Origin of the sequence: Streptomyces albireticuli (genome assembly GCF_021228125.1) — a bacterium.
Taxonomy (GTDB): Bacteria; Actinomycetota; Actinomycetes; order Streptomycetales; family Streptomycetaceae; genus Streptomyces; species Streptomyces albireticuli.
Map to the genome: position 1 here is coordinate 434,020 of NZ_JAJQQS010000005.1, position 13,874 is coordinate 447,893.

Consider the following 13,874-nt stretch of genomic DNA (forward strand, 5'->3'; position numbering starts at 1 on the left):
CCGAGGTCACGCCGTTGAACACGCAGCCAGACCCCCGCACCAAGGCCGCCGTCAAGGCCGCCGACCGGGCGCACGTCTTCCACTCCTGGTCCGCGCAGGGCCTCATCGACCCGCTGGCCGTCGCCGGGGCCGAGGGCTCGTACTTCTGGGACTACGACGGCAATCGCTACCTCGATTTCTCCTCCCAGCTCGTCAACACGAACATCGGCCACCAGCACCCCAAAGTGGTCGCCGCGGTGCGGGAGCAGGCGGCGAAGCTGTGCACGATCGCGCCGGGGTTCGCGGTCGACGTGCGCGCGGAGGCGGCGCGGCTGATCGCCGGGCGCACGCCGGGCGACCTCGACAAGATCTTCTTCACCAACGGCGGCGCCGAGGCGGTCGAGAACGCCGTGCGCATGGCGCGGCTGCACACCGGCCGTCCCAAGGTGCTCAGCACCTACCGCTCGTACCACGGGGCTACGGCCGCGGCGATCAACCTCACCGGTGATCCGCGCCGTTGGCCCTCCGACACCGCCTCGGCGGGCGTCGTGCACTTCTGGGGGCCGTTCCTCTACCGCTCGCCCTTCCACGCGGAGACCGAGGAGCAGGAGTGCGCGCGCGCCCTGCGCCACCTCGAGGACACCCTCGCCTTCGAGGGGCCGGGGACCGTGGCCGCGATCATCCTGGAGACCGTCCCCGGCACCGCCGGGATCATGGTGCCGCCGGCCGGCTACCTGGCCGGTGTCCGGGAGATCTGCGACCGTCACGGCATCGTCTTCGTCCTGGACGAGGTCATGGCCGGTTTCGGGCGTACGGGCCGCTGGTTCGCGGCCGACCACTGGGACGTCACCCCCGACCTGCTGACCTTCGCCAAGGGCGTCAACTCCGGCTATGTGCCGCTCGGCGGCGTCGCGATCTCCGCGGAGATCGCCGCCACCTTCGACGAGCGGCCGTACCCCGGCGGCCTCACCTACTCCGGGCATCCGCTCGCCTGTGCCTCCGCCGTGGCGACGATCGAGGCGATGGCCGAGGAGGGCATCGTGGAGAACGCCGCGCGGATCGGCGAGGACGTCCTCGGCCCCGGGCTGCGCGAGCTCGCCGAGCGCCACCCGAGCGTCGGCGAGGTGCGCGGCCTCGGCGTCTTCTGGGCGGTGGAGCTGGTCAGGGACCGCGCCACCCGGGAGCCGCTGGTCCCGTACAACGCTTCGGGCGAGGCCAACGCCCCGATGGCCGCCTTCACGGCAGCCTGCAAGAAGTCCGGTCTGTGGCCTTTCGTCAATATGAACCGGACGCATGTCGTGCCGCCCTGCACCGTTTCCGAGGACGAGGCGCGGCAGGGCCTGGCCCTGCTGGACGAGGCGCTCACGGCGGCCGACGCGCACACCGTCTGACGCGCTCGGGGTACCGTACGTCCTTCCCGCGCGCACGCCCGTACGCTCCGCGACGGCCCTCGCCTATCTTGTTGCGAGGGCCGTTCGCATGCGGGCGCCCGGTCACGGAAGGGGAGACGGACACGATGCCCGGCAGCGAGGCGGTCAGACGGACGACGCTGCGTTCGCAGATCGCCGACGCCCTGCGGGACGAGGTGATCGCCGGACGGCTCCCCGCGGGGCGCCAGTTCACGGTCAAGGAGATCGCCGAGCAGTACGGCGTCTCCGCGACGCCCGTGCGCGAGGCGCTGCTCGACCTCTGCTCCCAGGGGCTGCTCGACGTGGAGCTGCACAAGAGCTACCGCGTGCGCGCGTTCTCCTACGCCGACTTCCGCGACATGGTCGAGGCCCGCGCCCTGATCGTCGAGGGCATCTTCCGGCTGCCCCGCAGCTTCAAGGGCGCGGCGGGCGCGCCCCTCGCCGAGCACACCCTGAACGCCGTGCCGCCCGCCGCCCTGGCGTCCGTGCGGCGGCGGGCCGAGGAGGCTGCGCGGGCCGCGGTGGCGGGGGACCTGGACATCCTGATCGGCTACGACCTGCGCTTCTGGCGCGAACTGGCGGGCCTGGTCGGAAATCCGTACATATCGGATTTCCTGGATCGGGTCCGGGTGCAGAGCTGGATCTTCACGGTGCCGCTGCTGCGCCGGCTGCCGACGCTGCGCGGGCGGCTGTGGCACGGCCACGGCGAGCTGGTCGAGGCGGTGGCGGCGCGTGACGCGTTCGCCGCCGAACGGATCATTGCTGCATACAACGAACATTCTCTGGCATTGATCGCGAGCGTGACCGAATAGGGTCGAAGCTTCATATGTTCATCGGTTCGTGTGAATAATTCCGGGAAAGCGACGCCGGCACGCAACCAGTAGTTTGATTGAGAGCGTCCACAGCTTGTGACGTCACCTTCCAGCCAATCCTCGCTCCCGTCCGCCCGTCCGCCGGAATCAGGCGATCCGGCGGCGGACGATCTGACGCGGATCGATCTGACGGTCGTCATCCCGGCCTATGACGAGGAGGACCGGCTCGCCCCGACGCTGGCCGCCGTCCGCTCGTACCTCGCCACCCTGAGGGCCCCCACGGGCGCCCCCGCCACCTGGGAGCTGATCGTCGTCGACGACGGCTCCACGGACGCCACCGCCGACATCGCCGAGGCGGCCGCCGAGGCCGATCCGCGCGTCCGGCTGCTGCGCACCCCCGCCAACCGGGGCAAGGGCCACGCCGTGCGCACCGGGGTGCTCGCCTCGCGCGGTGCCCGCGTCCTGGTCACCGACGCCGACCTGGCCACCCCCGTCGAGGAGCTGGACCTCCTCGGCCGCAGGCTCGACGAGGGCGCCGCCGCGGCCGTCGGCTCCCGCGCCCTGCCCGGCTCCCGCATCGCCGTCCGCCAGCACGCCCTGCGCGAGCTCATGGGCAAGCTGGGCGCCCGGCTGATACGCGCCGCCGCGGTGCCCGGCATACGGGACACCCAGTGCGGCTTCAAGCTCTTCGACGGCGACAAGGTCCGTACCGCCTTCGCGCGCTCCCGGCTGGACGGCTGGAGCTTCGACGCCGAGATCCTGCGCTTCTTCCACCAGGAGGGCTGGAAGATCGCCGAGGTGCCCGTCCGCTGGGCCCACCAGCCCGGCTCCAAGGTCCGCCCGCGCGCCTACCTCGGCGCCCTCGCCGACCTCGCCCGCATCCGCTGGGGCTCCGTGGCCCCCGTCCGGCTCGCGATACCCGCGCTCTTCCTGCTCGTCGCCGCCGTGCTCTACGCCGGCCTGTGGGCCTCGCCCGGCGGCCGCTACCTCGCCGACTCCGGCTCCGACCAGACCCAGTGGGAGTGGTTCTTCGCGGTCGCCGCGGACAACGTCGCCCACCTGCGCAACCCGCTCTTCACCGGGCTCCAGAACGCCCCGGACGGTGTGAACCTCATGGCGAACACCTCAATGCTCGGGCTGTCCGTCCCGCTCGCGCCCGTCACCCTGGCCCTCGGCGCCCACGTCACCTGGGCGCTGGTGCTCACCGGCGGTCTGGCGGCGACCGCCTGCGCCTGGTACTGGCTGCTCGCCAAGCGCTTCGTACGCTCCCGGTGGGCCGCCGCGCTCGGCGGCGGATTCTGCGCCTTCGCGCCGCCGATGATCTCGCACGGCAACGCCCACCCCAACTTCGCCGTGCTCTTCATGATCCCGGTGATCGTCGACCGGCTGCTGCGGCTGTGCGAGGGCCGCCGCACCCGGCGCGACGGGGTGCTCCTCGGCCTCTTCCTGACCTACCAGATCTTCCTCGGCGAGGAGGCGCTGCTGCTGGCCGTCACCGGCCTCGCCCTCTACGCCCTCGCCCACGCCGTCGCCGACCCCGATCTGGCGCGGGCCGTCGCCCCCCGGCTGCTGCGCGGCCTGGGCGTCGCCGCGCTCGTCGCCGTGCCCCTGGCGGCCGTCCCGCTCGCCTGGCAGTTCCTCGGCCCGCAGAGCTACGGCAGCGTCCTGCACGGGCAGGTCGGCAACCACCCGATGGCCCTCCTGGAATTCGCCACCCGGTCACTGGCGGGCGACCCGGACGTCGCCGCCTCCCTCTCCCTCAACCGGACCGAGGAGAACGCCTTCTTCGGGTGGCCCCTCGTCGTCCTTACGGTCGCGATCGCCGTCCGCCTGCGCGCCGAACCGAGGGTCCGCGCCCTCGCCTTCACCGCGGCCGCCGCGGCCCTCCTCTCGCTCGGGCAGAACATCCCGCTGCCCGGCACGGACCGGACGCTGCCCGGCCCCTGGCGGCTCGTCGCCGAGCTGCCGGTCTTCGAGTCCGTCATCGAATCGCGCGCCGCCATGATCTGCGTGGCGCCCATCGGCATCCTCCTCGCCCTCGCCTGCGACCGGCTCGCCGCGCGCAGACTGCGCAGCGAGCGCGAGCGCTCGCACCGCCTGCTGGGCTGGGCGGCCCTCGCCGTCGCGCTCCTGCCCGTCCTCCCCACGCCGTACCGGACGGTCGAGCGGGAGCCGGTGCCCGACTTCGTCGCGGACGGCACCTGGCGCGACCACGTGCGCCCCGGCCGCACCCTGGTGCCCGTCCCCCTGCCCAGCCCCTCCGACACCGCCGCCCTCCACTGGCAGGTCCGGGCCGGCCTCGGCTTCGCCTTCCCCGGCGGCTATTTCAACGGCCCCTGGGGACCGGACCGCATCGGCGTCTACGGAGCCGTGCCGCGCCCCACCTCCGACCTCCTCCAAGGAGTCCACGACACCGGCAGGATCCCGGACATCGGACCCCAGCAGCGCCGCGAGTTCCGCACGGACCTCCGGTACTGGCGCGCCGACAGCCTCGTCCTCGACCCCCGGCAGCACGCCGCGCAGCTGCGGGAGACCGTCACCCGGCTCACCGGACGGGAGCCGCGACGCCTCGGCGGGCTGTGGGTCTGGGACGTGGCGGGTGGCTGACGCCCGCCCGGTATGACAACAGGGCCGACAGCACTACTCTGGCCCGACCATCGCACTCAACGCGACCGAGAGTGAGTTCACGTGGCGTGTGACCTCTGGCTGGTGCCCCTCGTCGATGTGCTGTGCCACAGCCCGGACAACCCCTTCGCCGAAGAGATCGCCTCGTACGACAAGGCGCTCGGCGAGGCCGGGCTGCCCCCCGTCCCCGTCTTCGGCTACATGCCGGGGCTCTCCGGGGACGTGGCCCCGGTCGCGGGCTTCGACTACGACGCCCTGCACTTCCTGCGCCGCGCCCACCTGCTGAACCTGTGCGGTCTCGCGGTCACACCCGTCGACGAACTCGGCGGGGACTACGAGCAGTTGCTGGAGATGTTCGAGACCACGGCCCAGCAGTCGCACCTGGTCTGGCACTACGACCACGCGGGCGCGTACGTACCGGTGGACTTCGCGCACCCGCTGTCGAGCGAGGAACTGCTGGAGGGCGGCGGGCCCCTGGGGTCCAGTCAGGGGCTGCTGCGCGAACTTCACCAGGTGGCACCGGTCCTCGGCATCGACCCCGGCAACCCGCCCGCCCCGCCGACCGCGCCGGACCGTCCCACGGGCCTGGAGGAGCCCGCGGTGCCCGGCCCGTACGACGACAGCCCGTTCGCGCGGGAGCGGCACGTATGGCTGGGACTGCACGCCGCCGCGACGCGCAGCCTCGGCCAGGGGTCGATGATCGTCTTCAGCTGACCGGAGAGCGGCCCCGCCCCGGCCGGTGAACGGCCGCGGGCCGCCCCGCCGGGATTCAGCGGGGCGGCTCCGGGGGACGCTGCCGGGGCATGTTGGGCCGGGTCCCCGGGGGCAGCGGGAAGCGCGGCAGCGGGCCGCCGCCCTCGCCGCGCGGCCCCCACGACACCAGCGACTGGGTGACCAGCGGGGTCGGCCCCGCCCGGAACTCGATCATCCAGTCCGCCGTCTCCGCCCGGACGAGCTCCGAGACGTCCTCGGAGAAGCGCCGCAGCACGCTCAGGCACCGCTCCGCGGCCTCGCTCGCCGTGCCCTCGGTCGGGCCCAGCACCTCGCGCACACACTCCGACGCCCAGTCGAACTGGAGCGCCTCCAGCCGCCGCTGCACGGCCTGGGCCGTGGCCACGGCCCGCATCCATCCCGACGTCAGCCCGAAGAAGCGGTCGCACGCGACGCACGCCACCGCCCCGAGCAGCACCAGGAACCCCCACGCCGAACCGGTGCGGACGATGCCCGTCAGCTGCAACAGCGGCAGCGCGGCACCCGCCACGGCGCAGAGCGCGGCGCCGATGCGCAGCGCGCGCGCCCAGCGGCGTTTCCAGGCGCGGTCCGCGAGATACCAGTCGACCAAATACAGCGCGCCGTTCTCCACCCATCGGTACAGCTCATCGAGACGCTCCGCGGGTTCCCCCCAGTCGCCGAGCGGGAAGGTCCGGCCGCGCAGGTCGCCACGGTGCCTCCCACTCTGCTCGCGGGGGAGCCCTTCGGGCTGCATCTCCGGCTGGCTCACCCGTGCACTCCCTCTGCCGCTGCGGATCGCGAGCCACCTTCCTACCGCCGAACGGTCGGTCTTGGGGACAAGATCCATGGTTTTCCGCCCGTAAGCGCTGAGGAATCCGGTATAGGGCCGCCCGGCACTCACCCGAAAGAGTGGGGCACGTGGGTGACGGCGAGGACGGAGAGTGACCGGCCCCGGGAATCGATCAGTCGACGAGGCAATAGGGTGACCGGTGTGAAGGTCCTCGTCATCGGCGGCGGCGCCCGCGAACACGCCCTGTGCCGCTCACTGTCCCTCGATCCCGACGTCACCGCGCTGCACTGCGCCCCCGGAAACGCGGGGATCGCGGAGGTCGCCGAGGTGCATCCGGTGGACGCCCTCGACGGTGCGGCCGTCGTGGCCCTCGCCGAAGCGCTGGGCGCGGAGCTCGTCGTCGTCGGCCCGGAGGCCCCGCTCGTCGCGGGCGTCGCCGACGCCGTCCGCGAGCGCGGCATCCCCGTCTTCGGGCCCTCGGCCGAAGCGGCGCGGCTGGAAGGCTCCAAGGCGTTCGCCAAGGACGTCATGGCCGCCGCGAACGTCCCCACCGCCCGCGCCTACGTGTGCACCACCCCGGAGGAGATCGACGCCGCGCTCGACGCCTTCGGCGCTCCTTACGTCGTGAAGGACGACGGGCTGGCCGCCGGCAAGGGCGTCGTCGTGACCGGCGACGTCGCCGCCGCCCGCGAGCACGCGCTCGCCTGCGGCCGGGTGGTCATCGAGGAGTTCCTCGACGGTCCCGAGGTCTCCCTCTTCGCGGTCACCGACGGTGAGACGGTCGTCCCGCTCCAGCCCGCCCAGGACTTCAAGCGCGCCCTCGACGGCGACGAGGGCCCGAACACCGGCGGCATGGGCGCGTACTCCCCGCTCCCGTGGGCCGACCCCAAGCTGGTCGAGGAGGTCCTCCAGAGCGTCCTCCAGCCCACCGTCGACGAGCTGCGCCGCCGGGGCACGCCCTTCTCCGGCCTGCTCTACGCGGGGCTCGCGATCACCTCGCGCGGCGTCCGGGTGATCGAGTTCAACGCGCGCTTCGGCGACCCCGAGACGCAGGTCGTGCTCGCCCGCCTGAAGACCCCGCTGGCCGGGCTGCTGCACGCCGCCGGGACCGGCACCCTCGCCACGTTCCCGCCGCTGCGCTGGAGCGACGGCGCCGCCGTCACCGTCGTGGTCGCCTCGCACAACTACCCCGGTACCCCGCGTACCGGCGATGTGATCGAGGGCCTGCCGGCGGTGGACGCCCTGGACGATGCCTATGTCCTGCACGCCGGGACCGCCCACGACGCCGAGGGCCGGGTCGTCAGCGCCGGCGGCCGGGTGCTGTCCGTCACGGCCACGGGCCCCGACCTCGCCACGGCCCGCGAGCGCGCCTACGAGGGCGTCGCCCTCGTCCGGCTGGACGGTTCCCACCACCGCACCGACATCGCCGAGCGGGCCGCGGCCTCCGCCGCGCGCCCCTGACCTCGGCACACCTTCAGCCGCACACAACCGGCCCGTACCGCCTCGGTACGGGCCGGTTGTCGGAATCGCTGAGGTGTGTGGAAGGGCGCGGCTGGGAACGGTCCCGGGGAGGCCCACTTGCCAGCCGGCTGACTGGTGGAGCAGTCCGGCCGGCGGTTTCCGGGCGGCTTTACCCAAAGCCATTCCATCGGGTGACCGGTTGCCCAACTGGCTGACGCGCGCCCCACCCCCAACTAGGGTGCGGCGCAAGCCAGGTGCCGCGCGTCCGGCAACTGGCCCACCGGCATTGCGATGTCAGAGGCCGGTGCCACAGTGGGGGAAGGGCAACGCAGCGGGCGTTGCTCCCGCTGTCGCACTCCTCGGCGGAGCACCAACTGGCAAGGGGGTGATCGGTCCCGTGGCAGGTCCGGAGACAGGCGTGCTGGTCGCGCGTGCCCAAGCCCTCGCGGTGCTGCGCATCCGCAGCGCCGCGCTGGCCGTCGCTCTGCTGCCGGCGGCCGTCGCCGTCGTGCTGCTGGCCGGCGTCTCCATGGGGCGCATCCCGGACGGCGGCGGCTGGAGCACGGCCCGCTGGGCCGTCACCGGCGCCGCCCTGCTGGCCCTGGCGCTGGCCGCCGCGGTCACCGCCGTGGTCGTCCGGGCCCGGCCCGCGCAGAGCCCCACGGTCCCGATCCCCGAGGAGACGGCCCCCGACCTCTACCGCCTCGTCCGTGAGCTGGCCGAGCGGCTGGGCGTCCCCGCGCCTTCCGCCATGGCCCTCACGCCCGACTGCGACAGCTGGCTGGAGGACCGTACGCATCCGGCGCACGGCCCGCCGCGCCGGCCGCGGGCCGGGCTGTCCCGGCCGAGGCGCCGCAGCGGCGCCGCCCCGGTGCTGGTGATCGGCTCCCCGTTCCTGTGGTGGATGCGGGTCGCCGAGCTCCGGGCGCTGCTGGCGCCCGTCGTGGCGGGCACGGGCCCCTCCGCCAACCCCGACATAGCGGCGGCCCGCCGCTTCGTCCGGGGCCTGGACGCCGCCGTGGCCGTCGCCGCGGGGCGCCCGGCCCTCGCGTTCGTCGGGGGCGTCGCCCGGCTGCTGCTGCACTCCTGCCGTGACCACGCCGCCCGGATGGAGCGCGGGGTGGCCGCGGCCGCCTCCGAGCGCGCCCAGGGCGTCGACTACGGCCTGCGGATCGTCGCCCAGGAGCAGGTCGGTCTCGCCTACGCCGGCTGGGACCGCCTGCTGAACCGCGTCGCGCTGCCCGCCTGGCGGATGGGCCGCTGGCCCTCCCGCCTGGACGCCGGCGTCGTCTCGGCGCTCACCGAGCTGTCCCGGCGCGACCGCCTCGCCGAGGGCTTCACCTCCCGGCTGGGCGAGCGGCCCGCCTGCGATCTGCTGGAGGAGCCCGGCGCGATCGACGAGGCGGCCTCCCTGCTGGCCGCCAGGCTGTTCCACGGCGGCCCGGCCGAGCCGGGGCCCGGCTGGTCCCCGGTCGCCTGGAGCCAGTACCCCGAGGAGGTCGTCGACCGTAAATGGCGGCTGGAGGCGGCCCGCTTGCACCGCGTCCTGGACGACATCCCGGCGCCCCTCGCCCCCGCCCTCGCGGAAGCCGTCCCCGAGAGCGTCCCGGACGGCGGCGTCCCCCCGGGCCTGACCGGGGGAGCGGCGGGCGGCGCGCCCGTGGCGGCCCTGCCCCCGGCCCTGGGCGCCGCCCCGGGCGCGGCCCCCACCGTGGCCCGCGTCCTGGAGCGCCTCACCGGGCCCGCGGCCCCCGGGGTGGCGGAGGAGCTGGAGGCCCGGCTCACCGCGGAGGTGGCCCGGGAGGCCGCCCGGACACGGCCCGCGGCGGACCGGAGCGCGTTCGGCGCCGCCGGTGACGCCTGGGTCGACGGGCTCGCACCGCTGTTCCCGCTGCAACCCCCGCGCAGCGGCAGGGAGCTGCTCACCGACCATGTGACGGCCATGGTGTGCTGCGCCGCCGTCGACACCGCCGGCGCCGCGCCCGGCCTGGACTGGCTCGACGGCCCCGCGCTGCTGGTCGGCGGCGCCCGCCGCGCCGATCTGGCCCGTACGGTCCTCAGCCTGATCGAGGACGGCGACGGCGAGCCGCTGCGCGCCTGGCTCGGCGAGATCGGGGTCCGCCCCGAGAAGCCGGTCCGTCTGGTGTGAGGCCGGTTCGGCGGCGGCCCACCGGGCCCGCGCCGTTCCCGCGCCGAGCCGCCACCGAGCGGGGGACCGACCCGCCACCGAGCCAGGACCGAGCCAGGACCGAGCGAGTACGAGCACCGAGGCACCACCCGGACCGGCGGCGACGCCGGGGACGACGAGCACCGGCCCGGGCGTCAGGACGCACATCCACGGAGACGAGTACGCGTCGGGGGGCGTAGGGGAGGGAGCGCAATGGGGATGGACCAGATCCGCCGCTGGGAGTCGGGGGCGCTCGCGCACGCCGTCTCGGACCCCTTCGGCCAGGGCCCCCTGCCCTGGCTGCGCGGTACCGAGAGCTACTTCGACGGCACGGGCCAGATCATCCCCTGGTACGTGGACCCCGCCCCGGAGCGGCTCCCCGAGCACGCCGGGGCCCGCGTCCCGGCCCCGCGCGGCCGCCGCCCCCGTACCGCCGACGACGTCCACCGGCAGATCAAGGGCTTCGCGTCCGACAGCGCCGTCGCCCCCGGCGAGGCCATGGACTTCCGGATCACGGTCGACCCGCCGCAGCAGTTCGGCGTGGACGTCTACCGCATCGGGCACTACGCGGGCGACGGCGCCGCGAAGATCACCACCAGCCCGCGGCTGTCCGGCATCGTCCAGCCGCCCCCGCTCACCGTCGACCGCACGGTCTCCTGCCACCACTGGTGGCTCTCCTGGCGCCTCCAGATCCCCAGCTACTGGAGTCTGGGCGCCTACGTGGCCGTCCTGACCACCGCCGACGGCTACCGCAGCCACATCCCCTTCCTGGTCCGCGACACCCATCCGGCCGATCTGCTGCTCGTCCTGCCCGACATCACCTGGCAGGCGTACAACCTCTACCCCGAAGACGGCCGCACGGGCGCGAGCCTCTACCACGCCTGGGACGAGGACGGCCGGCTGCTGGGCGAGGAGGACGCGGCCACCACGGTCTCCTTCGACCGCCCCTTCGCGGGCGCCGGCCTGCCCCTGCACGTCGGGCACGCCTACGACTTCATCCGCTGGGCCGAGCGGTACGGCTACGACCTCGCGTACGCCGACACCCGCGACCTGCACGCCGGCCGCGTCGACCCCTCGCGCTACCGCGGCCTGGTCTTCCCCGGCCACGACGAGTACTGGTCGCCGGCCATGCGCCGCTCCGCCGAGCTGGCCCGGGACTCCGGCACCTCGCTGGTCTTCCTGTCCGCGAACACCATGTACTGGCAGGTCGACCTGTCGCCTTCGCCGGCCGGCCCGGACCACCTGCTGACCTGCCGAAAACATCGCGGCCCCGGCCGCTCCGCGCTGTGGCGCGACACCACACCGGCCGAGCAGCAACTGCTCGGCATCCAGTACGAGGGCCGGGTGCCCGAGCCCGCCCCCATGATCGTCCGCAATGCCGGGCACTGGCTCTGGGACGCCACCGGCGCCGCCGAGGGCGACGAGCTGCCCGGCCTGGTCGCGGGCGAGGCCGACCGCTACTACCCCCGGACGGCCCTGCCCGAGCACACCCGCCGCATCCTGCTGGCCCACTCCCCGTACGAGGACGGCGACGGCGTCAGACGCCACCAGGAGACCTCGCTCTACCGCGCGCCCAGCGGCGCCCTCGTCTTCGCCTCGGGCACCTTCGCCTGGTCACCCGCCCTGGACCGGCCCGGCCACGCGGACGCCCGGATCCAGCGGGCCACGGCCAATCTCCTGGACCGCATCTGCAAGCGCTGCTGACCCCGTCCCACGGGCGCCGCCGACCCTCGTCCGCCGCGTTCACGGACGTACGGCAGAATCGTGGTGCTTGGACAAACCACCAGGAGGACGCGTGTCCGGATTCGTAGAGAAGCCCGAACCGGTCGAGGTGCCCGGCCTTGAGCACCTGCACACGGGCAAGGTCCGCGACCTCTACCGCGACGGGGCGGGCCGGCTGGTGATGGTCGCCTCCGACCGCGTCTCGGCCTACGACTGGGTGCTGCCCACCGAGATCCCCGACAAGGGCCGGGTCCTCACCCAGCTCTCGCTGTGGTGGTTCGAGCGCCTCACCGACCTGGCCCCGAACCACGTGCTCTCCACCGAGCTGCCGCCCGGCGCCCCCGCCGACTGGGAAGGCCGCACGCTGATCTGCCGCTCCCTGGACATGGTCCCGGTCGAGTGCGTGGCCCGCGGCTATCTCACGGGCTCGGGCCTCGCGGAGTACGAGCAGACCCGCACCGTCTGCGGCCTCGCCCTCCCCGAGGGCCTGACCGACGGCTCCGAGCTGCCCTCCCCGATCTTCACCCCGGCCGCCAAGGCCGAGGTCGGCGAGCACGACGAGAACGTCTCCTACGAGGAGGTGGCCCGGCAGGTGGGCGCCGAGACGGCCGCCCAGCTCCGCCAGGCCACCCTCGCCGTCTACGGCCGGGCCCGGGACATCGCCCGCGACCGGGGCATCATCCTCGCCGACACGAAGTTCGAGTTCGGCTTCGCGGACGGGGAGCTGGTCCTGGCCGACGAGGTGCTGACGCCGGACTCCTCCCGCTTCTGGCCGGCCGACAGCTGGCAGCCGGGGCGCGCACAGCCCTCCTTCGACAAGCAGTTCGTCCGCGACTGGCTCACCTCCCCGGCCTCGGGCTGGGACCGCAAGGGCGAGCTGCCCCCGCCGGAGCTCCCGGGCGACGTGGTGGACCGGACGCGCTCGAAGTACGTGGAGGCGTACGAGCGCCTGACGGGCATGAGCTGGCAGTAGGCCGCGAGGGCGGGCCGGACGGGCGCTCCCCGTCCGGGCCCGTCCGTCACACCACGTAGCGGTCGGGCGCGAACAGCCCCAGGTTGTCCCGGACCCACTCCGACGTCCGCGCCAGCCCCTCCTCCAGGTCCACGACCGGCTTCCAGCCTGCCCACTCCCGCGCCCGGGAGTTGTCCGACAGCAGCCGCTCCACCTCGCTCCCCGAGGGCCGCAGCCGCGACGGGTCCACGACGACCCTCGCGTCCCGCCCCGACGCCCGGATCAGCGACTCGGCGAGGTCCCCGACGGAGATCTCCCGGCCCGTGCCGAGGTTCACCGCGTGGCCGACCGCGCGGTCGCAGTCCGCGAGCGCGAGGAACCCCTCGGCCGTGTCCGTCACATACGTGAAGTCGCGGGTCGGCGTCGTCGAGCCGAGCTTGATCTCGGACGCCCCCGAGTGCAGCTGGGCGAGGATCGTGGGGATCACGGCCCGCGCGGACTGGCGCGGACCATAGGTGTTGAAGGGCCGCACGACCGTGACGGGCAGCTCGAAGGAGTGCGCGTAGGACAGCGCCAGCATGTCCGCGCCGATCTTCGAGGCGGAGTAGGGCGACTGCGGCTGGAGCGGGTGGTCCTCCCGGATCGGCACGGTCCGCGCCGTCCCGTACACCTCACTGGTCGAGGTGTGCACCATCCGTCGCACGCCATAACGACGGCAGGCCGCCGCGACATGCTCCGTACCGGCGACATTGGTCTGCACATACGCCTCGGGCGAGGCGTAGCTGTACGGGATGCCGATCAGCGCGGCGAGGTGGAAGACGGTGTCGCAGCCGGCGACGGCGTCCATCACCCGCCCCGCGTCCCGGACGTCACCGGCGAGCGTCTCCACGGGGGAGTCCGGCCCGAGGTAGCGGGCGAGGTGGCCGCGCTCGGCGTAGGGCTTGTAGTGGACGAGCACCCGCACCCGGGCACCGCGCCGGACGAGCAGGTCGACGAGGGTCGACCCGATGAACCCTTCGGCGCCGGTGACCAGGACGGTGCGCCCGGCCCAGCTCTGCGGGGCCGGGGACGGGGCCGGGGAAGGGGTGGTGAGCGTGCTCATGCGGGATCCTTTCGAAGGCGGGAAGCGGGTCCCGCCGTGGCGATGAGAAGTCGTACGTGCCGGACGCCCGGCGGTCCGGACGGTCCGGGGGAGGGGCTCACAGGGACCGGGTGAGGACCGGAG

10 protein-coding genes are annotated in these 13,874 nt (G+C 74.1%); 8 read left to right on the plus strand and 2 right to left on the minus strand.

The window, feature by feature from the left end; translation table 11 throughout:
- The first annotated feature begins 14 nt into the window (after positions 1-14).
- From LUZ64_RS12660 to LUZ64_RS12675, 4 genes are all read left to right on the plus strand, one after another.
- The gene (locus LUZ64_RS12660) at positions 15-1,370 is read left to right on the plus strand and encodes an aspartate aminotransferase family protein (protein ID WP_095579978.1); all 1,356 of its coding nucleotides are present in this window, start codon (positions 15-17) and stop codon (positions 1,368-1,370) included.
- 125 nt (positions 1,371-1,495) lie between these two features.
- Entirely contained in the window at positions 1,496-2,200 is a 705-nt protein-coding gene (locus LUZ64_RS12665; protein ID WP_095579980.1) for a GntR family transcriptional regulator, read from the plus strand.
- A gap of 96 nt (positions 2,201-2,296) precedes the next feature.
- Positions 2,297-4,807 (plus strand): dolichyl-phosphate beta-glucosyltransferase, encoded by a 2,511-nt coding sequence (locus LUZ64_RS12670; RefSeq protein WP_372471956.1) that lies wholly within the window; start codon positions 2,297-2,299, stop codon positions 4,805-4,807.
- Positions 4,808-4,888: 81 nt separating this feature from the next.
- Positions 4,889-5,539: a putative DNA-mimic protein gene (locus LUZ64_RS12675; RefSeq protein WP_095579982.1), complete on the plus strand. Its 651-nt coding sequence runs from the start codon at positions 4,889-4,891 to the stop codon at positions 5,537-5,539.
- 55 nt (positions 5,540-5,594) lie between these two features.
- Here LUZ64_RS12675 and LUZ64_RS12680 read toward each other — a convergent pair whose 3' ends face one another.
- Positions 5,595-6,326: an SLATT domain-containing protein gene (locus tag LUZ64_RS12680; protein ID WP_211304964.1), complete on the minus strand. Its 732-nt coding sequence runs from the start codon at positions 6,324-6,326 to the stop codon at positions 5,595-5,597.
- Between the two features lie 222 nt (positions 6,327-6,548).
- Here LUZ64_RS12680 and purD point away from each other — a divergent pair, with 222 nt between their 5' ends.
- The 4 genes from purD to LUZ64_RS12700 all read left to right on the plus strand — a co-directional run bounded on the left by purD (position 6,549) and on the right by LUZ64_RS12700 (position 12,670).
- The gene (purD, locus tag LUZ64_RS12685) at positions 6,549-7,808 is read left to right on the plus strand and encodes a phosphoribosylamine--glycine ligase (RefSeq protein ID WP_095580002.1); all 1,260 of its coding nucleotides are present in this window, start codon (positions 6,549-6,551) and stop codon (positions 7,806-7,808) included.
- 448 nt (positions 7,809-8,256) lie between these two features.
- Positions 8,257-9,957, plus strand: coding sequence for a hypothetical protein (locus LUZ64_RS12690; RefSeq protein WP_372471960.1), 1,701 nt, complete (start codon positions 8,257-8,259; stop codon positions 9,955-9,957).
- A 231-nt stretch (positions 9,958-10,188) separates the two neighbouring features.
- The gene (locus LUZ64_RS12695) at positions 10,189-11,679 is read left to right on the plus strand and encodes a N,N-dimethylformamidase beta subunit family domain-containing protein (RefSeq protein ID WP_095579986.1); all 1,491 of its coding nucleotides are present in this window, start codon (positions 10,189-10,191) and stop codon (positions 11,677-11,679) included.
- 91 nt (positions 11,680-11,770) lie between these two features.
- A complete protein-coding gene (locus LUZ64_RS12700; RefSeq protein ID WP_095579988.1) occupies positions 11,771-12,670 on the plus strand; it encodes a phosphoribosylaminoimidazolesuccinocarboxamide synthase in 900 nt (299 codons plus the stop codon).
- Between the two features lie 46 nt (positions 12,671-12,716).
- Here the strand turns inward: LUZ64_RS12700 and LUZ64_RS12705 are convergent, their stop codons facing one another.
- Positions 12,717-13,751: an SDR family NAD(P)-dependent oxidoreductase gene (locus tag LUZ64_RS12705; RefSeq protein WP_095579990.1), complete on the minus strand. Its 1,035-nt coding sequence runs from the start codon at positions 13,749-13,751 to the stop codon at positions 12,717-12,719.
- Positions 13,752-13,874: the final 123 nt, after the last annotated feature.